This window comes from Cellulosilyticum lentocellum DSM 5427 (genome assembly GCF_000178835.2).
In the GTDB taxonomy this organism is placed as follows: domain Bacteria; phylum Bacillota; class Clostridia; order Lachnospirales; family Cellulosilyticaceae; genus Cellulosilyticum; species Cellulosilyticum lentocellum.
This window is the reverse complement of the sequence record NC_015275.1, coordinates 1,744,355-1,767,175: the sequence shown is the minus strand read 5'-3', so window position 1 is coordinate 1,767,175 and position 22,821 is coordinate 1,744,355. Positions and strand designations below refer to the sequence as shown.

At 34.6% G+C, this 22,821-nt stretch carries 19 protein-coding genes; 6 read left to right on the top strand and 13 right to left on the bottom strand.

Translation table 11 applies throughout. From position 1 onward, the window contains the following. Positions 1–63: 63 nt before the first annotated feature. The 5 genes from CLOLE_RS08055 to CLOLE_RS08035 all read right to left on the bottom strand — a co-directional run bounded on the left by CLOLE_RS08055 (position 64) and on the right by CLOLE_RS08035 (position 5,507). Positions 64–318 carry a (2Fe-2S) ferredoxin domain-containing protein gene (locus CLOLE_RS08055; protein WP_013656602.1) on the bottom strand — a complete coding sequence of 85 codons (255 nt, stop codon included), beginning with the start codon at positions 316–318 and terminating at the stop codon, positions 64–66. A 3-nt stretch (positions 319–321) separates the two neighbouring features. After that, the gene (locus tag CLOLE_RS08050; RefSeq protein WP_013656601.1) at positions 322–2,010 is read right to left on the bottom strand and encodes a [FeFe] hydrogenase, group A; all 1,689 of its coding nucleotides are present in this window, start codon (positions 2,008–2,010) and stop codon (positions 322–324) included. Between the two features lie 2 nt (positions 2,011–2,012). Then, entirely contained in the window at positions 2,013–3,887 is a 1,875-nt protein-coding gene (locus CLOLE_RS08045; protein ID WP_013656600.1) for an NADH-ubiquinone oxidoreductase-F iron-sulfur binding region domain-containing protein, read from the bottom strand. A 1-nt stretch (position 3,888) separates the two neighbouring features. After that, complete coding sequence (locus CLOLE_RS08040; protein WP_013656599.1) at positions 3,889–4,365, bottom strand: NADH-quinone oxidoreductase subunit NuoE family protein; 477 nt, start codon at positions 4,363–4,365, stop codon at positions 3,889–3,891. A gap of 218 nt (positions 4,366–4,583) precedes the next feature. Further along, positions 4,584–5,507 (bottom strand): NUDIX domain-containing protein, encoded by a 924-nt coding sequence (locus CLOLE_RS08035; RefSeq protein WP_013656598.1) that lies wholly within the window; start codon positions 5,505–5,507, stop codon positions 4,584–4,586. A gap of 230 nt (positions 5,508–5,737) precedes the next feature. Here CLOLE_RS08035 and CLOLE_RS08030 point away from each other — a divergent pair, with 230 nt between their 5' ends. Continuing rightward, positions 5,738–7,210, top strand: coding sequence for an SGNH/GDSL hydrolase family protein (locus CLOLE_RS08030; RefSeq protein WP_013656597.1), 1,473 nt, complete (start codon positions 5,738–5,740; stop codon positions 7,208–7,210). A 62-nt stretch (positions 7,211–7,272) separates the two neighbouring features. Here the strand turns inward: CLOLE_RS08030 and CLOLE_RS08025 are convergent, their stop codons facing one another. Beyond that, positions 7,273–8,736 carry a UDP-N-acetylmuramoyl-L-alanyl-D-glutamate--2,6-diaminopimelate ligase gene (locus CLOLE_RS08025; RefSeq protein WP_013656596.1) on the bottom strand — a complete coding sequence of 488 codons (1,464 nt, stop codon included), beginning with the start codon at positions 8,734–8,736 and terminating at the stop codon, positions 7,273–7,275. Positions 8,737–8,859: 123 nt separating this feature from the next. On the opposite strand from CLOLE_RS08025, the gene CLOLE_RS08020 reads away from it, so the two are divergent. Beyond that, positions 8,860–9,711: a helix-turn-helix domain-containing protein gene (locus CLOLE_RS08020; protein ID WP_013656595.1), complete on the top strand. Its 852-nt coding sequence runs from the start codon at positions 8,860–8,862 to the stop codon at positions 9,709–9,711. A gap of 62 nt (positions 9,712–9,773) precedes the next feature. On the opposite strand, the gene CLOLE_RS08015 is transcribed toward CLOLE_RS08020, so the two are convergent. The 7 genes from CLOLE_RS08015 to CLOLE_RS07985 all read right to left on the bottom strand — a co-directional run bounded on the left by CLOLE_RS08015 (position 9,774) and on the right by CLOLE_RS07985 (position 17,250). Beyond that, complete coding sequence (locus CLOLE_RS08015; protein ID WP_013656594.1) at positions 9,774–11,177, bottom strand: amidophosphoribosyltransferase; 1,404 nt, start codon at positions 11,175–11,177, stop codon at positions 9,774–9,776. Positions 11,178–11,463: 286 nt separating this feature from the next. Continuing rightward, complete coding sequence (locus tag CLOLE_RS08010; RefSeq protein ID WP_013656593.1) at positions 11,464–13,482, bottom strand: FtsX-like permease family protein; 2,019 nt, start codon at positions 13,480–13,482, stop codon at positions 11,464–11,466. Beyond that, on the bottom strand, positions 13,472–14,239 hold the full coding sequence (locus CLOLE_RS08005; RefSeq protein ID WP_013656592.1) for an ABC transporter ATP-binding protein: 768 nt from the start codon (positions 14,237–14,239) through the stop codon (positions 13,472–13,474). Before CLOLE_RS08005 ends, CLOLE_RS08010 begins: the two co-directional genes overlap by 11 nt. Positions 14,240–14,328: 89 nt before the next feature. After that, positions 14,329–15,342: a sensor histidine kinase gene (locus CLOLE_RS08000; protein WP_013656591.1), complete on the bottom strand. Its 1,014-nt coding sequence runs from the start codon at positions 15,340–15,342 to the stop codon at positions 14,329–14,331. Continuing rightward, on the bottom strand, positions 15,339–16,004 hold the full coding sequence (locus CLOLE_RS07995; protein ID WP_013656590.1) for a response regulator transcription factor: 666 nt from the start codon (positions 16,002–16,004) through the stop codon (positions 15,339–15,341). The genes CLOLE_RS08000 and CLOLE_RS07995 overlap by 4 nt, the downstream gene beginning before the upstream one ends. Positions 16,005–16,232: 228 nt before the next feature. After that, positions 16,233–16,901 (bottom strand): beta/alpha barrel domain-containing protein, encoded by a 669-nt coding sequence (locus CLOLE_RS07990; protein ID WP_013656589.1) that lies wholly within the window; start codon positions 16,899–16,901, stop codon positions 16,233–16,235. A gap of 148 nt (positions 16,902–17,049) precedes the next feature. Next, positions 17,050–17,250 carry a hypothetical protein gene (locus CLOLE_RS07985; RefSeq protein ID WP_013656588.1) on the bottom strand — a complete coding sequence of 67 codons (201 nt, stop codon included), beginning with the start codon at positions 17,248–17,250 and terminating at the stop codon, positions 17,050–17,052. 174 nt (positions 17,251–17,424) lie between these two features. On the opposite strand from CLOLE_RS07985, the gene CLOLE_RS07980 reads away from it, so the two are divergent. From CLOLE_RS07980 to CLOLE_RS07965, 4 genes are all read left to right on the top strand, one after another. Beyond that, positions 17,425–18,150: a polysaccharide deacetylase family protein gene (locus CLOLE_RS07980; RefSeq protein ID WP_013656587.1), complete on the top strand. Its 726-nt coding sequence runs from the start codon at positions 17,425–17,427 to the stop codon at positions 18,148–18,150. Between the two features lie 195 nt (positions 18,151–18,345). Next, positions 18,346–20,349: a carbon-nitrogen hydrolase family protein gene (locus CLOLE_RS21770; protein ID WP_013656586.1), complete on the top strand. Its 2,004-nt coding sequence runs from the start codon at positions 18,346–18,348 to the stop codon at positions 20,347–20,349. 145 nt (positions 20,350–20,494) lie between these two features. Continuing rightward, entirely contained in the window at positions 20,495–21,226 is a 732-nt protein-coding gene (locus CLOLE_RS07970) for an ABC transporter ATP-binding protein (RefSeq protein ID WP_013656585.1), read from the top strand. Continuing rightward, positions 21,201–22,805: a hypothetical protein gene (locus CLOLE_RS07965; protein WP_013656584.1), complete on the top strand. Its 1,605-nt coding sequence runs from the start codon at positions 21,201–21,203 to the stop codon at positions 22,803–22,805. Before CLOLE_RS07970 ends, CLOLE_RS07965 begins: the two co-directional genes overlap by 26 nt. Positions 22,806–22,821 lie beyond the last annotated feature (16 nt).

Sequence of the window (22,821 nt, the reverse complement as noted above, 5' to 3'; positions counted from 1 at the left end):
AAATACAAAAAAAGCATTGCCATTATTGACAATGCTTTTTTATCACTCAACCTTAACTACTATCTATTTTTCCCCATTTAATCTCGTAAGCACTTCTTCCTTAAAAAACGTTCTAGCCGTAGCTCCTGACACACTATAAATATCCCCCTGATCAATCTGTACTGATACAGCCTCAGTGCAGTGACCTAAACAAAATACTGCTTTTAATTCCACTTGTTCAAAAACTTGATATTCCTCTATAAGTTGTTGAAAAGCGCTGATCACATTATAGGACCCTTTAATATGGCAAGCACTTCCTATACAAATTTTTAGTTCCATAACTTACTCCTTTCCTATGTAATCCACATGTAATAACTGATGTACCTTTCCCTTCAAAACGCCCGAATAAAGAGACATAATAAGAGGATTTTCCTCAGAACGCTTAATACTACTTAAACGATCGGCTTCATAAAGTCCTTTCCCACGTATAGCTTTTTCTTCATTTCTGGCAAATGGCTGACCAGCTCCTCCCACACAACCCGTTGGGCAAGCCATTACTTCTACAAAGTCATAATGCTTTTCTCCTGATTTCATAGCTATAATCAAATCTTCTGCATTTTTAAGTCCACTTACAATGGCCACCTTTAAATAGTTCTCTCCAAAAGGTATCTCTGCTTCCTTTACACCTGCCATGCCTCTTACACCGTTAAAAGCAATACTACGTAAGCTAGTTGTTGATTTGTCATCAGCTAGACGACGAATAACTGCTTCTGTTACCCCACCTGTTACACCGAAAATAACACCTGCACCACTACTTACACCAAAAGGCATATCTACAGCTTCCGGCTCTAACTCATTAAAGACAATACCGGATTCTTTTACCATTTGAATAAGTTCTCTAGTTGTAAGTACATAATCCACATCTGGAATGCCATCACGCTTCAGTTCATCTCTTGCAGCTTCTTCCTTTTTAGCTGTACAAGGCATCACTGCTACAACAATAACCTTACGCCTAGAATGACTATAATGTTCCTTTAAAACAGCTCCAAACATCTCCATAGGTGAACGACAAGAAGAAACTTGACTGATGAGCTCTGGATGATTGTTCTCTACATACTTTACCCATGCTGGACAACAGGAAGTAAAAAGTGGCAATGTATCTTTTCTTTCTATACGTTCTAAGAGTTCATTGGCTTCTTCTAATACAGTCAAATCTGCTCCTGTCGTTGTATCAAAAATTTCATCAAAGCCCATACGTCTTAAAGCAGCAATAATTTTTCCCATAACATTATGCCCATTTTCTTCACCTAAAGATTGGTCAATGCCCACTCTTACAGCTGGTGCTATTTGAACAATCACCTTAGTTTCTGGATCACTTATTACATTCCAAATAGCCTGTGTATCATTTTTCACAACGATAGCTCCTGTTGGACATACTGCCGCGCATTGGCCACAGCTCACACATTTAGATTCACTAATAGGCTTATGAAAGGCTGTACTAATACGCATATTGGTACCTCTATGAGCAAAATCGATGGCACCAATATTTTGCATCTCATCACACATTCTAACACAATCGCCACATAAAATACACTTACTTTCATCACGTACAATGGCTCTAGAAGAAGTATCTAATGGCACTTCTTTTTTACTATTTTTAAAACGAACTTGATTAATGCCAAATCGCATAGCAAGTTCTTGAAGTTTACAGTCTCCATTCTTTTCACAAGTCGTACAGTCTCTACAATGATTGGCTAAAATAAGCTCTAATATCATTTTACGATATTTTCTAAGTCTAGGTGTATTTGTGTAAATCTCCATTCCTGCTTTAGGTGGTGTAGAGCAGGATGCTTCTATTCCCCCCCACTGATTCTCTATCACACATAAACGGCAGGCACCGTATACGGAAAGCTCTGAATAATAACAGAAGGTAGGCAGCTCGATTCCTGCTTTTCTAATTAATTCTAATATATTTTTCTCTCCATTAATTTCTACAGGCATGCCATCTATTAACATAAACTGTCCACTCATCTTTAATCCTCCTTCACTGCTTTAAATGCACAAGCCCCGATGCAGGCACCACATTTAATACATTTCTTTTCATCAATTTTAAATGGTTTCTTAATTTGTCCTGAAATCGCCCCTACAGGACAGCTTCTTGCACATTTTGAACAGCCCTTACAAAGTACTTCATCAATATAAATCTGACGAAGCTTTTGACATGTTTTAGATGGACATTTTTTATCTACAATATGCGCTAGATATTCACCTTTAAACTTCTTAATCGTACTTACCACCGGAAAAGCAGCTGTTTTTCCTAGCCCACAAAGTGCTGTAGAAGAAATCGTATCTGCTAATTCTAAAAGCTGGTCTAAGTCATTCTCTTCTCCTCCACCTACTACGATACGCTCTAGAATCTCTAGCATACGTTTAGTTCCCTCTCTACAGGGTACACATTTGCCGCAAGATTCATTTTGAGTAAAGTTCATAAAGAAACGTGCCACTTCTACCATACAAGTATTTTCATCCATAACTACTAGACCACCTGAGCCAATCATAGCACCAGCCTTCTTTAAAGAATCGAAATCTAGTGGTAAATCTAAATCATCACTGGTTAAGCAACCTCCTGATGGCCCTCCAATTTGAACAGCTTTAAAATTAGCACCATCTCTCATACCACCACCAATATCAAAAATGACTTCTCTTAAGGTGGTTCCCATAGGCACTTCTATAAGTCCTGTATTTTCAATATTACCTGTTAAAGCAAAAGCCTTAGTTCCAGGACTCTTCTCTGGTCCTATTCCTTTATACCAGTCAACCCCATTCAAAATAATCAGTGGCACATTAGCAAAGGTTTCTACGTTATTAAGTACAGTAGGTTTCTCAAATAAACCTTGTTCAACTGTTCGTGGTGGCTTCACACGAGGCATCCCACGTTTTCCTTCAATTGAAGCGGTTAACGCGCTACCTTCACCACAAACAAAAGCCCCCGCTCCTCTATTAATCTTAATATCAAAGCTAAAGTCTGTTCCTAAAATATGCTCACCTAATAAACCATACTCCCTGGCCTCATCAATTGCTTTTCTTAAACGACTAATAGCCAATGGATATTCTGCCCTCACATAAATATACCCTTCTCTTGCCTTACAAGCTTTAGCTGCAATCATCATACCTTCTAACATACGATGAGGGTCACCTTCCATAATACTTCTATCCATAAAAGCACCTGGATCTCCTTCATCTCCATTACATACAACATATTTCGTAGGTTCTACTTGACGTCTTACCTGTGTCCATTTTCTACCAGCAGGAAAACCACCACCACCTCTACCTCGTAAATTGGATTCTGTAATTTCATGAATGATGCCTTCATCATCCCTATCAAATAAAGCCTTTTCTAAGGCTTCATAGCCCCCTACAGCTAAATATTCTTTTATAGATGTAGCATCAATATGCCCACAATGCTCTAAAACAAGCCTTGTCTGTTTTTTATAAAAAGGAATTTCTGCTTGGGTTTTATAGCCCTTACCATCCTTTTTATAAATAAGACGTTCAATACACTGACCTTTTTTAATCGTTTCTTCTATAATCTCTTTACAATCCTCTACCTTTACTTTTATGTATAAGTAACCCCATGGCTCTATTCGAAGTAGAGGTCCCATTTCACAAAAACCATGACAACCACTTTTTTTCATACCAATTGAAGAGTCATGTGGTTCTTCTTCTAAATTCACACTACAATTAAGTCCTTCTTTCTTCATTAACCTTAGCATTTCTTCATAAATCTCTAAAGAACCACTTGCAATGCAACCTGTTCCTGAACAAACTAAGATTTTTATTTTTTCTAACTCAAGTGCTTCCTTGCAAGCTATCCTCATTTGCACTAAATCTGCTCTATCTTTTAGCATCTTAGTCTTCCTCCCTTAGCTCAGATAATAAAGCTTTTGCTTTTTCCGGTGTCATACTACCATAAACCTTATCATTAATGGTCATAACGGGGGCAAGTCCACAAGCACCTAAACAAGAAACCGTTTCTACTGTAAATAATAAATCATCTGTCGTTACCTTTTCTTCTGATAAACTTAAGGTTTCTCTTAAGGCATTTAAAATAGGAATTGATTTTCTAACATGGCAGGCTGTACCATCGCATATCTTAATAACATACTTTCCCTTAGGTTCTAATGAAAAATTTTCATAAAAAGTAGCTACACCATAAATTTTGGCAGTACTCATCCCTAATTTTTCTGATAAATAAGGAAAAATTTCTTCTGGTATGTAGCGATAAATCTCTTGAATATCTTGTAAAATACTAATAATACTACTTGGCTCTAACCCATTTCTTTCAAGTATCTGATCTAGTTCATGCCACTTAATAACTTCTCCCATAATTGCCTCCTTATTTTAACTGGTGCTTTAACTTGAAATTTATGTTAATTTATTAACAATAATCATTATTCAGATTACTACTTTGTTAATATCTTGTCAATATGACTTGCAAATTATTTAGAATTATCACAATAAAAAACACTATCTTTCAGCACATTTAACATACTGTAAGATAGTGTTTTTTCATTGTATAGACTTATTGCCTGTTTTTCACTTGATTATCCCATAAAATCATGTTGCCATTCTTCATTAAACTGATAATAATTAGCTGGACGATGTCCTCTTTTTTGTATGATTTCTGTTTTCTTTACCATTGGAGCAATTTTTCTTCTAAAGTTAGCTTTCAAAAGTTTTTTATCCAAAATAACTTCATATACCTTTTGAAGTTCACTTAAAGTAAAGTATTCAGGTAAAAGTGTAAATGCTAAAGGTGTATATTCAATTTTATTTTTAAGACGTTCTAAACCTTTGTCGATTAATTTATAGTGATCAAATGCCAAACCATCTTCATAACCATCTAGCTTCTCATATCTAGTGGTTTTTACAGGATAAGGCGTCTTTGACTCGTATACTTCTTTAATTTGATAGCCTATCTTTATGGCGCCATCATCTGATTCTAAAGTAAGCTCATAGGTTTCTACAAAGGCATAGCCCTGTTTTCCACTAAAAGTAGGTTTTTTCTTAACACTAAACCAGCTTACTTCATCTGTTGTACGATGTGCACTTGGTTTCAATTTTGATTCGTCTACCAATGCCATATAGGAAGTAGAAATAACTCTGGTTCTAGGGTCCCTTTCTACTTCTTCTTGATCTTCCCCTAAGGTATAAAGCTGTTCTAGATAAATATCTGTTACATTCGTTTCATCTTTAATTTTACGATAAGCAGCTTCCCTTAAGCCTTCTTTCATGCCTACAAATCCACCAGGAAGCGCCCAATTTCCTAGAAAAGGATGCTCACCTCTTTTTACTAGAAGTACTCTTAGTTCTTTTTCTGGCAGTTTCCTAATATCGGTATTTTCCTTATCTCCTACTGTAAGTAACAACATATCTACAGTTACAGAAGGCTTCTCATATTTAGCTAAATCATAGCTTTGTAAAAATTCTTGCTCCGTTAATCCATTTTTATCTCTTAGGAGTTCCATTCACTCACCACTTTTCTACTTAGTATCATTTTATACTATCAATCTATTTTATCACTTATTATATCATATTGAGAAGATTTTTTACTAAAAATCAGTGGATTTATTACTTTTTAACTTTACTTTTATAACAAATAGGCTTCTTTTATTTCTATTTCATAACATTTCCACTTGACTATATTGTAAAACTAGCTAGTTCACGCTAAACTATAGCTTGGAGGTGCGCATCAACTATGAAATTACGACAACGTCTTGTCACACAATGTGCTATTTTGTTACTATCTACAACTTTATCAGGTCAGATTACTTTAGGAGCAACCTTTAATCCCATAGAAAATCAAACTTTAACAAGTGAAAACCTTAAAACCGATACAACGGTTTTAGATTATACGAATTTAAATGTGGAAGGACTTCTTGTACCTAAAGAGCTTTTTATTTTAGAAGGCACCAATACAACTGTAGAGAACTATACTATTTTTAATAAAAACGCATTTTTATCTCAATTTTCTAACTATAATTTAAGCGTTGTATCATCTTATGGGGTAGCTTCAGAAGACTCTTGGTCTTTTAAAACAGGTTCATTAAATGAATATCCTTTAAATAAACGTTTTGATTTAAACTTTTATCTAAGTAATGATACAACTCTTGCAGAACAAAATGTTTCTGTTGAATTGGTAGATACCTCGAACACAACCCCTGTAAGACTGCTTGCTATTGGTGACAGTTTAACTAGAGCTGGTATTTATTTAAATCAAGTTGAAAAGAAACTTCCTAATGTCAAAGTATTGGGAACAAGAGTTTATGAAACAGACGGTATCTCTGCCAGAGAAGGCCGTGGTGGTTGGACCTTAAATCGTTATTTTACTGCCATTAATTCCTCTGAGCTAGATAGTCCATTTATGTTTCCTACAACTATTGATGGGGCTCGCTATAAAGGTAACACCCGTGATTGGAAAAATATTTGCTACACCGACTCTACAAATCCTATTTATGCTGGTTTCCAAACAATCGCTAGAGATTGGAAAAGTAAAGGTCCTTACCTTTATGATATGAATGGTTATTATAAGTATCCTTTAAAAGGTGACGTCATGGTAGATCCTAGCCGTCCTAAAGGAAGCGAATGGATTGAATGGACAGGCACTAGTTGGGAATCTATGGCCATTCAGCCTACAACCTTTGAATTTAGCTTTTCAAAATATATGGAACGCTTTGCAGCTGCTTATACCGAAGGTGCTCCTACTCATGTGAGTATTCTTCTAGGTGCCAATGATTTTGGTTATAATAACGCTCTAGAGGATATGGAGGGGTATATACGTAAGCTTAATCAAATGATCGCTTCTATTAAGGCCTATGATCCTCATATTAAGATTATTCTTTGTACCCCTACGCCAGCACCAAATACAGAAATTGTTACAGATAGTCATCAAGCTTTCTATAACAAATACGATCGCAATATGAAAATTGCCACCTATTATCTACTAAAAACCTATGATAATGAACAAAGCAAACAACAAGGTATTTATATTGCCCCTATGCATCTTACCTTAGATACAACTAACGGCTTTGATTATAAGGAAACTACTGAAACCATCGATGGTGCTACAATACCTGTGATTAAAGCTTCTAATGGTATTCATCCTAATAATAGCTATGGGCAACTACAAATGGGTGACACACTAGCTGCTGTTATCCAAAAATATCGTTAACTAAGATGATAAGCCATTCATAATAAAAATGGGTACTGAATACTTCAGCACCCATTTTTATTTTAAGCATTTAAATAATTACTCACAATTTCGCAATCATCTAGATGCCACTTCTGATTACCTATCAATTGATAAGTTTCATGTCCCTTACCAGCAATAACTACTGCATCTCCTTCTTCAGCTTCTGCTAATGCCGCCACAATAGCCAATTTACGATTCTTAATCATTTCATATCTTCCCTTAACTTCCAAGATACCTTTTTCTATGTCCGCCATAATCTGCTCTGGTTTTTCATTTCTTGGATTATCAGAGGTGATAATGGTTAAGTCACTATAAGCTCCAGCCATAGTCCCCATTTCAGCTCTTTTACTGGTATCTCTATCTCCCCCACATCCAAAGACCACAGTAAGCTTCCCTGAAATTAAATCTTTTGTCGTTTGTAAAAGTTGTTTTAAACTATCAGGCGAATGTGCATAATCTACTACTACTAAAACACCCTTGGTATTAGGAATGATTTGAAAACGCCCAGGTACTTCATTAATCCAATGAAGTGCCTCTAGAATGTTAGTTAATTCATATCCCAAACTCACAAGAGTAGCAATTGTTGCTAGTGCATTATACACACTAAAACGTCCTGGTACTGGAAAGTTAATCGAATATTGCTTTCCTAAATAGATGAGCTTAAAGTCTACACCGGTTAATCCTTGATGAATCTGCTCAGCCTTAAAATCTGCTTTTTTATCAATGCCATAGGTAATTACCTTACAGTGACCTTCTTGTTTAATTTTTTCCGCCATCAGATCATCTTGATTAACAATACCTATTCGGCAATTTTTAAAAAGCTTTAACTTAGCGGCCCCGTATGCTTCCATCGTGCCATGTTCTTCTAAATGATCCTGAGTTAAATTCGTAAAAACCCCTACTTGATAGGCCATCCCATAAACTCTATTTTGAGCTAAAGCTGAAGAGGTTACTTCCATCACACCATAGGTTGCTCCCTTATCTAACATCTCTTTTAAGCTAGCCTGTAGTTCAATGGCATCCGGTGTTGTGGGATTAATTTTTTTAGTCTTTAGCTTTTCTCCCTCTAGCGTATTACGGATTGTTCCAATAACACCTGTTTTCTCACCTAAAGTACTTAAAACCTGTGCAATAAAATGGGTAATCGAAGTTTTTCCATTAGTTCCTGTTACACCTATCATTTTTAAAGCTTCACCGGGTTTTTCATAATAATTTTGGGCGATAATAGACATCGCTTTACGGCTATCATCTACTTGAATAATGGTTACTTTTTCAGGTACTTGATCAATCTCATGTTCAATCATTAAAATAGTTGCCCCTTGTTTAATTGCTTCTTGTGCGAAACAATGACGATCTACATTTCTATTCTTAACACAAATAAATAAAGCGCCTTCTACCATGGTTCTTGTATCCCATGCTATGTGCTTTACCTCGTGCTCTATCTTTCCTTGTAGTACTTTATAATCCACACCCGCTAATAAATCCACTAATTTTTTCCCTATCATTATAGGTCACCTCCCTAGTATTTACTTAATTGTATGCTACTTTTTTCATATTATCTCTGCAAAAAATGCTTCTTACTATGTAAAAAGTGCTATAATAAAGCAAACTTATACAAGGAGGTTATTATGAATAATACAGAAGATGGCTTAAATAAACGCAAAGGTTATTTGCATCAGGATTATTTATTTTTTCATTTAAGGGATCAGGAAAGTCAAACTTTCTCTATGCATTATCATGATTTTCATAAGCTCATCCTCTTTATAGAAGGTTCTGTCACGTATTGTATAGAAGGAAAATATTATCATTTGCGCCCTGGTGATTTACTATTAGTTCCTAACAATGCTCTACATAAACCACTTATTCACCATGAACAACCCTATGAACGTATTGTTTTATGGCTTAATCCTCATTTACATATAGTCTCAGAAGATTGTATGCAGTGTTTTTATACATCCTGCAATCAATCACATTTATTACGTCTTACTACTAAAAATCAAAAACACTTTCGCCACTTATTAGAACAGCTAGAAACCTCTCAAAAAGATAACCTCTTCGCCCATGAGTTATTAGAAACTGTTCACTTAACCCAGCTGCTTATCTGGCTTAATCGTTACATCTTAGAAGCAAATCATTCAGTAACTTCACCTGATATTGTCTATCATCCGCGTATTACTCAACTTATTGACTACATTAATATCAATTTAGAAAAACCTCTTCCTATTAGTGAATTAGCTACTACCTTTTATCTGAGCAAACACTATTTAATGCATTTTTTTAAAACAGAAACCGGATATAGCTTACATCAGTATATACAAAAAAAGCGTCTTATTAAGGCTTCTCATCTCCTTCAAGATGGTATACCTCCTTCTGAAGTTTATATAAGTTGTGGCTTTACAGACTATAGTCAATTTGCTAGGGCTTTTAAGAAGGAGTTTCATACCACTCCCAAAGCCTATTTACTACAATATAAAAACTAGAAGAGATGCTACAAATGAGCAACACCTCTTCTAGTTTTTCTTCTTTATAATGAAAGGAGATTTTACTCTTTTCCATTCCAGCAGTAAGTACAAAGCTTGCAAGGTTTGATACCTACAGATTCAATCATATCATCTAATCTATGAAATCTAAGAGAAGTAAACTTCAATTGTCTACAAATGGTATCTATCATCTCTTTATAATTTTGACTATCTGGATTAGCATAATCCTCTAGCATTTCTTCAGCTTTATCTCCTTCTCTTTCTAATATGATTCTTCTTGTAATTAAATCTAACTCTGAATTAGAACGAGAGAAATTTAAATACTTACAGCCAAATAATAAAGGTGGACAAGCCGGACGAATATGTACTTCTTTTGCGCCACTTTCATATAGTAGCTCTGTTGTTTCTCTCAGCTGAGTACCACGTACAATAGAGTCATCAATTAATAATAAGCTTTTATCCTTAATTAATGCATCTACTGGAATAAGTTTCATACGTGCAATGAGATTACGTTGATTTTGACTAGTTGGCATAAATGACCTTGCCCATGTTGGGGTATATTTAATAAATGGCCTTGCAAAAGGAATACCTGAAGCATTGGCATATCCAATGGCATGGGCAGTTCCTGAGTCTGGCACACCTGCTACTATATCTGGTGTTACATGATCCCTTTTAGCTAACATTTTACCACAATCGTAACGCATTTTCTCAACATTTATCCCCTCATATGTAGAAGTAGGATAGCCATAATAAATCCATAAGAAGGTACAAATTTTCATTTCTTCTTTCGCCGGGCTGACGGTCTCCATCCCTTCTGGTGTGACATAGACAATCTCAGCAGGCCCTAATTCGTATTGGGTTTTATAGCCTAAATTAATATAAGCAAAACTCTCAAAGGCAATACAATAGCCTTCCTCTTTTTTTCCTATTGATAAAGGTGTCCTGCCATAGAGGTCTCTGGCTGCGTATAAACCTTCCTTAGTCATCACAATCAAAGTCATAGATCCTTTGATACATTCTTGAACATATTGAATCCCTTCCACAATGGTATCTTTATGATTCATTAAAGCAGCTACAAGTTCTGTTGGATTAATATTGCCCCCACTCATTTCTAAAAAGTGTGTATTACCATTTTGAAAGGTCTTTTCCACAAGCTCTTCCGTATTATTAATCTTTCCAACCGTTGTAATCGCAAAACTCCCTAAATGTGATTGTACTAATAAAGGCTGAGGCTCAGTATCTGAAATACACCCAATGCCAATATTTCCTGATAGTTCTTCTACATCTTTTTCGAACTTTGTACGAAAGGGTGAATTTTGAATGTTATGGATTGAACGGTTAAAGCCTTTTTCCCCATAAACAGCCATTCCTCCTCTTCTAGTACCTAAGTGTGAATGATAATCTGTTCCAAAAAATAAATCTAAGACACAATCTTTTTTTAATGCTACTCCAAAAATTCCACCCATTTGATATCTCCCTGTTAAACATTATTTTATAATTGTATATATTTTATTATACACATTTTCGAACAATAAAACAAGTTTACATATCATTGTTCGGATTTTATAAGTAATTTTATTTTAATTTTAACTATCGCCCTATCTATTCTATGCCTTTACTCAGGAAGCTGATGGGCTATCCTAAAGATGAGATGTAGTAGTAGCAGCTTATGAATAAGCTATACTAGTTTGAGCACAAAAAAAAAGCTTATTTTTGTATAAGCCTTCTTTTTATACTCTTATATTTACTCTACTAACGTTTAGCTCTAATAATATTTTTGCTACTCATATAAGTTGCTATAAAGTAGCCACCATACACCACTAAAATAACAGCTGCTGCAAGAAACAAATTATTAGTTAGCTCATATCCTCCAAAAATACTAATCACATCACTTCCTACTTTTAAACCTACAATCGAATGAATAACCGCTAAAACAAGAGGCATTATAAAATAAATACTTATTTGCATAAATAAAGCTTTATTAACCATGCCTTCTTCTGCCCCTAATTTTCTAAGCAGTTCATAACGCTCACTATTGTCTGCCGCTTCTGAAAGCTGTTGAAGCGCTAAAATAGCTGCACAAGCTAAAAGAAATACCATACCAATATAAATCGTTAAATAAGTTACCATGGCTGATAGCCCCGCACTATTCTCATAAATACCTATTCGTGTCATCAGCAAAGAATACGGTCTCACTTCACTGGTTGGATATAGCTTATAAATGGCTGTATTAAATAGTTTTTCTTGTTCCTGTGTATTTCCTGGGTAATTAACATTCAGTATCCTAATATAAATGTCTCCCTCTTCTACAAATTGATCTGGTACAATTAGTGTTCCCACATTCATAGCCATATTTTGATTTTCATAAGTAGTAGTAAGTACTTCCTTGGTAGCTGCTTTTAATAGCTTGCCATTCATTGTTATTTGCCCTTTATTTATTAAAAACTGTTTGAGATAAGGCTTGGTTTGACCATAGTTACAGTTCATCACAAATTCATCTTCTTTTAGCTCAATAGGACTTAGACCTTGCATCTCTAAGGCTTTGTTATAGTCTGTAGCACTCATCACATAAAAAGGCTGTTCCTTAGTATACTCCCAAGCTTCCATTGCAGCTAGTTCCTCTATATCCCCTAAAAGGTCTTCCCAGGTTACTTCTGTACGATAAAGGATAAGTTCTGAAGACTCCTTAACTAGCTCCTTAAAAGGAAAACCTGTTTTTTCCAGGCTCGCTTGAATACCCTCCTTTAAGCCTAGCTCTCCTTTATAAGCACTATAAGCCTCAAAGGTAGCATCAAAAGGCGTTAAAGTTTCTAACTCCCCATTAAATGCTCTTGCTACTGAAAAGCCACTAGCTAAGCCTGCTATGGTTAAAAAGAGCATGATACAGATGACTGACATTGATACAAAAGCAGTGTTAATTTTATGATTAAGCTGTCTTAAGACAAATAAATTTAGTCCCTTAAAATAAACAGACTTACTTGTTTCCACTAAACGAATTAAGAAGCCTCCTAATGATACAAAGAAAAGAAGGGTTCCAACAATCCCCAATACAATAGAACAAATAAACTGCTCGTTGATACGCATTAAGCCATTTTCTAAAATAAGATAATACGCTACGCCTAAACTCATAACTGCTAAAATAAATAAAATTACTGAAACGCCTATACGCTTTACTCGTAGGCGTTCATTTTTTTTGCCGGAATAAATTAGTTCGATCAACTTACACTTAGAAATAGTCATGGTATTAAAAATCATAATAATAATGTATATGATACTAAAATAGCAAATCGTCTTTAAAAAAGCCCCTTTAGAAAAAATGAATACAAAAGCTTTTAAATTAGCTTCAAAAAGCTTAGCCGTTACGACAGATAAAGCCTGTGAGGCAAAAATACCTACTAATAATCCTGTACCCAAAGAAAACAAACCAATAATAAAGGTCTCTAAAATCAGCATTCTAGAAACAGTCCCTCTATTCATTCCTAGTGTGAGATATAAACCTAGTTCCTTTTTTCTTCTTTTAATTAAAAATTTATTGGCATATACCATTAAAAATCCTAGGACTACTGAAATAAAAATAGATACATAACCTATACTTACTGATAAAAGATCTAAGATTTCTTTTTGAGAACTGGAGATATTCAGCATAACTTCTTGGCTGTCAATGGCGTTAAAAATATAAAAAATGCAAACACTTAAGCTTAAGGTCAAAAAATAAACTAAATAATCTTTTATGCTTTTTTTCACATTACTAATCGCTAACTTAAAAAACATTGCTTAAGTCACCCCCTAGTAACGTCACAATCTCAATGATTTGATTAAAGAAGTCTTTTCTACTACGGTTACCACGATGAATTTCATTAAAAATCTTTCCATCTTTAATAAATAAAATACGACTGCAGTAGCTAGCTGTAAAAGCATCATGAGTAACCATTAAAATAGTCGCTTGTAATTCTTTATTCAGTTTTTCAAAGCTCTCAAGAAGCATCCTAGCTGCTTTTGAATCTAAAGCCCCTGTCGGCTCGTCTGCTAAAATAAGGCTAGGTTTGGTCACAATCGCTCTTGCTGCTGCTATTCTTTGCTTTTGCCCCCCTGACATTTCATAAGGGTATTTATTTAAAACCTCTTCTATTTCTAACCTCTTAGCAACTTCTTTAATCCTATCATCAATAGCTTTTGCTGGCGTCTTAATAATGGTTAACGCTAGCGCAATGTTTTCATAAGCAGTCAAGGTATCTAACAGATTAAAGTCTTGAAAAATAAAACCTAGCTCCTCTCTTCTAAAGCTAGCTAGCTTCTTACTCTTTAAAGCAGTAATATCTTTCCCTTTAATTAAAATATGACCTGAAGTAACCTGATCTAAAGTAGCAATACAATTGAGAAGTGTTGTTTTACCGCTTCCTGAAGCTCCCATAATCCCTATAAATTCACCCGATTCTACTTCAAAACTAATATCATTTACAGCTTGTGTAATATTTCCTCTTGTGCCATAGTATTTCTCTATATGACTTACCTTTAATATATTCTCCATTGTTTTCACCTCTTTTTTTGATACCTTTATTTTAAATCTCTAAGTAGTCAGGCTCCATGGCTTTTACTTACAATAACCTTACAGTAATGTCACAAAACCAATAGATGCATTTTACTCTTAGGGAAAACAATGCTAACGGTAGTTCCTATTTGCTCTGTACTCCTAATGCCTATTTCTAGTCCTAGCTTGCTACAAAGCTTTTTTGCAAGGTAAAGTCCTAGACCTGTAGACTTGCTATAGCGTCTACCATTTTCTCCTGTAAAACCTTTGTCAAATACTCTTGATAAATCTGTTTCTTTAATGCCAATACCATTGTCTTGTATCTGCAAAACAATGCTATTTTCTAAGATGGTTGCTTTAAAAGAAAGCTGAGGATGATTACTTCGGTACTTAATAGCATTACCAATGATTTGTCCTAATATAAAGTCCATCCACTTGCTATCTGTATAAACACTATAATCTAATCCTCCTAATTCAATGGCTATTTTATGTTCTATGAGTACTCTCGAATATTTTTTAATACTTGCTTTAACCAGACTTTCTAGATTTACCTTCTTTATAATATAATCTTTTTCCACATCGCTACTTCTTGAATAAAATAGCGCCTGCTCAACAAAACCTTCTATTTTGTCCATTTCTTCGCCCAAGCTTTTTGAAATAGATGAAGGATGATTAGACAACATTAGTCTACTAGCTGCAATAGGTGTTTTCACTTCATGAACCCAAGTCTCGATATACTCTCTATACTCCTTGGCTGAGTATTTATAAAGAGCAATTTGATCATTCATACTTTTAGTAGTTCCTCGAAACAAATCATACAAAAAAACACCCTCTTCAAAGGTAGGTCTTTCCATTACCTCTGATAACAGATATTTCTTCTCCAACCCCTCATATTGTTTCGCTAATTTTTTATAAAAATGATATTTTCTTAGATAACTATGTAAAAACACCAACCATTCAGCACCTATTAAAATACTCATAATAAAGCCAATAGCATAACCACCTATATCAAGTACACTTAATAAGGCTGCTATAAATATAAAAACAAAAGCCTTAATCATTAAATCTAAACTTCTATCCTTTAAATAATCTTTTAAGCTCATAAACGATACCCCTGACCACGTTTTGTCATGATATAATCATTAGCCCCTACATCCTCTAATTTACGCCTTAATCGATTAATATTAACGGTCAAAGTATTGTCATCTACAAATTCATCTGATTGCCAAAGTTCATTCATGATTTCATCTCTAGATACAATGGTTGTTTGATGCTTCATCAGCAAATGTAAAATGCGAAGTTCATTTTTTGTCAGTTCTACTTCTTGATTTTCAAAACTAACTTTACTTTGAGATAAATCTAAAGTTAACCCTTTGTAAGTAATGGCTTTAAGTTCTTGGTGTCTCTGAGTTCTTCTTAAAACTGAAGCTATACGTGCTAATAAAATTTGGATATTATAAGGCTTGGTCACAAAATCATCCGCACCTAGATTCATGCTCATTAATTCATCCATTTCACTATCCCTACTAGTGACAACAATAATGGGGATACTCGAAGCTGCTCTAATCCCTTTACAAATATGATAACCATCTACATAAGGTAAATTAATATCTAATAAAATAAGATCTGCTTCACTACTTAAGGCCTGTTCTATTACATGTTCAAAAGATTCAATCAGAATACATTCATAGTCATAGCAAGTTAATAGGTTACTTAACTCTGTCCTAATTTTGACATCATCCTCAATAATTAAAATCTTAGCCATTTCTCCGCTCCTTTATATCAAACGTTCATATTATTTTTAGGATTTCCTCTTTGCTTTATTATAACTAAATACTTGTTTGAAAGTAACCATCCGAGCCTATTAAATTCATATACTATTAGTCATTTTGAAAAACTACATGTAACTGTTAGTGAGCTTAGTAGTAAAAGGATGGCATAAAAATACCAGTAGCAGCTTCTTTAGTGAAGTCATTACTACTGGTCATATTTCTTATTCTTCCATACGATAAATACTCATTTTAGCTTTAAAAAGTTCTGTATTACTAGGTGGCGTATAGGTAATACAATTAGCGCCTGCTTCAACTGTTTCTCTTACTGTTTCCTCTGTCGGTCCCCCCGTTGCAATAATCGGCAATTCTGGATATTGAGCTCTAATAACTTTTACAATCTCAGCCGTTTGTTTCCCACCACTTACATTGATAATATCAGCACCTGCTGCAATTTTACCTGCTATATCTGCATCACGACTTACAACCGTTACGATAACTGGAATATCAATGTGTTGTTTTACATGAGTAATCGTTTCATGAGGTGCTGGGGCATTTAAAACAACACCTATAGCACCTTGAAATTCAGCATGTAAGGCAATATTAGCGGAACGAATACCATGAGTTAATCCACCACCTACGCCACATACTACTGGAATATCTGATACTGCTAAAATGGCTTGAGTAATCGTAGACTGTGGGGTAAAAGGGTATACTGCCATAACCGCATCTGCATTATTATTTTTAATAATAGCAACATCTGTTGTAAAAATAAAAGACTTAATACGCTTTCCAAAGATACGAATACCACTACATAACCGTGTGGCTTCTGGTACTTTCACATAGTTTTTTCTAAGGTTACTAGTTACTTCTGGTATGTAGTTCTGTTTCATGTCGGTCTCCTTATCAAGTCATTATAGTGTCATTTACTATCATTATAGGCCTATCTATGCCTTTCTTATACTGTAAAAGATTAATTTCTGTATAAATTAAAAATCCTCAATTCTAACACCATCGTTAGAGATTGAGAATACCCAAATATTACTGATTTTGTTTATTCATAGCTGCCTCTGTCATTTGTGAAGGCGAACTTGGTTTAAACTTAATAGTTTCTAGTCCTTGTAATTCACCACTTAGCTTGTATGTCATTTCACAATCTAAGCATACTGCCTTGTAAAATGCTGTTTTAGTAGTGATTCTTACAAGTGGTTTCCCACAAGTTGGGCAAAAATCAAGTCTCATATGCTTCATCCCCTTTTGCTTATATTATAGTTATTATACATTTTTCATCTATAGATTACAATAGACAGCCTGCATATTCTTATATAAATCAAGGTGTTTTTATCAAGTAAATATTTTTCATTTAACTTACGCATACTACTAAACAAATATGACTTATGAAAGAGAGGTTTTGTAATGAAGCGTATTATTCAAACTTTATTTTTACTTCTTCTTAGCTTATGCTTTATTTTTCCTTTTTCACTTTCAGCTAGCAGCATAACTCCTCCTCAAGAAACAGATGAAAAAGTTGTTTATCTTACTTTTGATGATGGGCCAACACCTAAAGTAACAGAACAGATTTTAGATGTTTTAAAAGCAAATGATGTAAAAGCTACATTCTTTATAGTAGGCAAAGAAATCAAAGGTCGTGAAGCAATCTTAAAACGCATTTATGAAGAAGGCCACGGTATTGGCCTTCATACTTATAGTCACAACTTCAAGATTATTTATAAAAATCCTGAATCCTTTATTATGGAAATGGAAAAGGTTAAATCTACCATTAACGAAACCTTAGGAACTCATTTAGATATTAAAGCCATTCGTTTTCCTGGCGGTAGTGCTGGTAGACTTAATACTAAATTCTATAACGCTCTTTGCGCCAAAGGATACTGTATTTATGACTGGAACGTTGATTTACAAGATGGTATTAAAGGTACCTTACCCCCTTCTACTTTTGTGAAAAATGCAAAAAAATGTCAAGATGGTCGTATGCGTCGCATTATTTTAGCTCATTGTAACGGCAATAATAAAAATACTGCTTTAGCTTTAAATGATATTATCACTTACTACAAACAAGAAGGCTATATCTTTAAAGCCATTGATCATACCACTACACCTTATTTTTATCGTTTTAAAAAATAAGAATTATATTAACCTATTTATATAGCAGGCGTACTTTAGTGTTTTTCTCTTCCTACTAGGGGAACTCAGTTCCCTTAGTATCAGAATAAGGGTACTCGTTTATTTTCTAATGTCCTTTCATCATTGACATAAATATTGCCATTTATATCTTGTATGTTTATACTAAAATCATCACAATGAAAAGGATTTTTTTATATGAATAGAATAATTAAACTCAATTTATTTACATATTTTTCTTTATGTGCTATTGTTTTAATCTTTATTTTAAAATTTATTCTTTATTTTAATACTACTACCTATCAAAACTCTATTGTGGTAGGTGTTGTTAATTTCCATAGTGAGTGGGGTGATAAGGCAGCTAATATCGAACAAATGAAAACTTATATTGAAGAAGCGTCTACCCACGGTGTTAATATTCTTGTTTTTCCTGAACTTGCTTTAACCGGTTATTCAGATGAAGAAAAACGCGATGGCGCTTACTTAAACGGACTTAGAAAAAATGAAAAAATGCATGTTCAATTAGCTGAAACCGTTCCTAGTTTAGACCCTCTAGCTTCTTCTAATCAAATTGCTGGCTTATGTGAAAAATACAATATGTATGTGGTCTATGGACTGCCGGAAAGAGACCCTAGTAATGATACTGTTTATAATGCTGCTGCCATTATCTCTCCTTCTGGTGTAGAAGGTACTTATAGAAAAATCAACCCCATTGAACCAGAAACTTCTTGGTGCGTAGCTGGTAGTGATCCTTTTGTACTCGACACAAAATGGGGACCTATAGGTATTAGTATTTGCTATGACACCTATGCTTATCCAGAACTTAGTCGTTATTATGGCGCTAAAGGCTGCAAACTTATTTTAAATCCTACAGCAAGTTCAAAGGCTTATGGTGGCGCTAGTAATGATATGACTAAATGGTTTTGGTATTATACCAATCGTTTAGAAGGTGTTGTTAATACTAACGGTCTTTATATTGCGAGTGCTAATTTAATTGGTGAAGAAACTGCTCCTATTGATCGTACGATTGCTGATAATACCTTTCCTGGAGGTAGTGTCATCGTTGGGCCTTCTGGTAGTTCAAAAGACTTACCTTCTACTTATTACGGTGTTCGTGCTTCTTCCCCTTATATTCCTGCTAAACCACTTAATGATGAGGAAGGTCTTTATTTAGCTACCCTTGATTTAAGTTTAGCCACTTTGGAAGGCTTTTCTACCGAAATGTATAAACCTGCTCTTTATCAGACTTGGTACACCTTTTTAGCTTCTGCTGATAAAGAAGAGCCTTCTACTGCTGAGGTTCGTGTGGGTGTTATGGACTTTACTCCCGTATGGGGTAATAAAACTGATAATTTAAATCAGATTAAAGAAGCTATTATAAAAGCTGGGGAAGATGGCCTAAAGCTTCTCCTCTTTCCAGAGCTTGCACTGTCTGGTTATAGCTTAGATGAAAATGGTACTTCTACTATGCAAGAAACTTTAGCTGAATCTATTCCTGGGCCCTCCACTCAGGAAATAGCAGCTCTTTGTAAAAAGTACAACCTTTATGTAATTTTAGGCATGCCTGAAAAAGCAGAGGATGATAAATTTTATAATGCTTTAGCTATTATTGGTCCCCAAGGCATTATTGGCTCGTATCGAAAAATTCATCCTGATCCAAGTTCTTCTTGGTATGAAACAGGCGAAACACCTTTTATCATTGAAACTGAATTTGGCAAAATAGGTGTTTGTATAGATGATGAACTTTCTACAGAACTCATTCGGTATTATGCAGGTATGGGATGTCAAATCGTCTTAAATGCTACTCATGATTCACCTACCCTTCACACTGATCAGAGTTCACCTTACTTCAAAATGGCTTACAAAAACCAACTGGAGTATGTGGCTGATACTAACAGTATTTTTATTTTGGTTGCTAATCTAAGCGGAACAGAATATGGTAAAGCGGGTGATATTTTAGCTACTTATCCAGGTACAAGTACCATCATTGGTCCTAAATACGGAGCTGTTACTCATGCTAAGCATGAAGCTAAAAATGATTATTATGTCGATTATTATGGCGAGCCACTTGCCGAAATGCCCTCCTTATTATCCGAAACAATTAAACTTACCAAAGCTCGTTTAGGAAGTTTATACGCCACTCTACCTAGTAAAATTGCTCTTTATGCTACTTGGTACCAAAAGCTTAAGTTCGATACTTAAGCTTTTTTTAGCGACATAAAAAGGCCCGATTTTCTCTTCTTGTTCTAACTATAAAAATAAAAAGCTATTGACTTAGTAAATTATATTTGTTATACAATATATATAACAAATATAATTTTTATATTTTAATAAAGGGGGCGCTCCTATGCTACGTATTGTGAATTATAGTAAATCATATAAAAATGGACATAAGGCCGTGGACCAACTTTCTCTAGATGTACAATCAGGCGAAATCTATGGTTTTATCGGTCATAATGGTGCAGGTAAAACGACCACCATTAAAGCCATCGTAGGCATTTTAGACTTAACGGAAGGAGATATTTTTGTCAATGGTCATTCTATCAAATCAGAGCCTCTGCTTTGTAAACAAACCCTTGCTTATATTCCTGATAATCCTGATCTGTATGATGCTTTTACAGGTATTGACTATTTAAGTTTTATTGCTGACCTATTTGGTATGTCAACCAAGGAAAGAGAAAATCAAATCAAAAAATACAGTGAGGCTTTTGAACTTACACCTTACCTAGGAGACCTGATTGCCAGTTACTCTCATGGTATGAAACAAAAGTTAGCTTTAATCTCTGCTTTTATTCACTCCCCTAAACTCTTAGTGCTGGATGAACCTTTTGTCGGACTTGACCCTAAGGCCAGTCATACCTTAAAACAGCTGATGCGAGAGTTTTGCGATAGGGGCTCTGCTATTTTCTTTTCCACTCATGTTTTAGAGGTAGCAGAAAAGCTCTGTGACCAAATTGCCATTATTAAAGCAGGCAAACTTATGGCAAAAGGTAAAGTAGCTGATGTTATTGGTAATCAAAGTTTAGAAAATGTATTTATGGAGTTGATTGATAATGAATCCTTATCCAATATTAATTAAAGCTTATTTAAAACAATTATTAGGGCTTAATCAATTACGTTATACCAAGTCCAAAACCGAAAAAGCTAAAATGATTGCTATGGGTATACTAATGCTTTATGCTGCTGTGGTTTTTGTAGGACTCTCAACCTGGTATGCTTTTGTGCTAGCTAATGGTCTAGAAAGTATAGGTGGATTAAACCTTTTACCACTTCTTGGTTTAACTCTTATTAGTTTAATCATTATTATTTTTTCTACCTATAGTATCCAAGGTAGTGTATTTACTGCTAAAGACTATTCCTTACTTTTTTCTTTACCGATTAAACCTTTAGCTATTTTACTGAGTAAATTATTTTTTACTTACCTCATGAACTGTTTATTAACAGCTGCTTTCTTTACACCTATTATGATTATTTACTACTTGAAAACAGCTTGTTCATCTTGGATATTTGTTATGATGATTTTCGCCATCGTTTTAGTACCGTTACTTCCTACTTTAATAGCAACTATCCTTGCTTATGGCACCTCTTTTATTGCTTCTCGCTCTAAAAAGCATGGGTCTATGGTCGTATTATTTTTAATGGTTGCTTTAACACTTGGTGCTTTTGCTTTGCAATTAAATGCCAATAAACTATTACCACTTTTATTGACCCATCATGAGATGATTTTTGAAAGTATCAAACGTTTTTATCCACCTGCTTATTACTTAACAACGGCACTGGTTGAGTTAAATAGCGTTGCCCTTATAAGCTTTGGCCTTTATTCTATTATCCCTACTACCATTATTCTTGCTTTACTGGCTAAAGGCCTAAAAAAAATTGTAGCCAATTTAAGTGAAACACATCAAATGGCTAACTATAAACTAGGTCATTTAAAAACAAAATCCGTTATTAAAGCGCTGTATCATAAAGAAGTCAAACGCTATTTAGCCTCACCTATTTATGTCATGAATACCTCTATTGGTATGCTTTTAGTTGTCATTATGGCTATAGGTTCTTTCTTCTTCTCGCCTGATCAGCTTGAAGCTTTATTACAAATGCCAGAACTTCAAAATTATTTAGTAGGTGGTTTAGTCACCATCTTAGCCGGTAGTGCAGCAATAAGCTTTACAAGCTCTGTTTCTATTTCAATGGAAGGTAAAAACCTATGGATTGTTAAATCCTTACCTGTAACACCCACAACTTTATTTGCTGCAAAAATTTTGCTGAACCTAACCGTTTGTTTACCTGCTATTTTATTAGCTAGCTTGTTATTTGCCTTTAACTTTAAACTTGGCCTAGTCGATATATTTTATCTTTTGAGTATCCCTAGTTTATATGCCTTTTTAACTGCTACCTCCGGCTTACTCATTAATCTCTTTTTTCCTAAACTGAATTGGAGTAATGAAACTGCTGTGGTTAAGCAAAGTGCAAGTAGTATGATTTCTGTTTTCCTAGGTATGGGACTCATAGGAGCACCAGTTGGCCTTTTCTTTTTACTAGAGCCACAAAACCTTACCCTCTTTTTCATAGGTGTTATTGTGGTTTTGCTCCTTTTAAATAGCCTCTGTCTTTATCTACTTAAAACTATAGGTATCAAACGTTTTAATACGATTTATTAAGCATAATGGTTTCTAT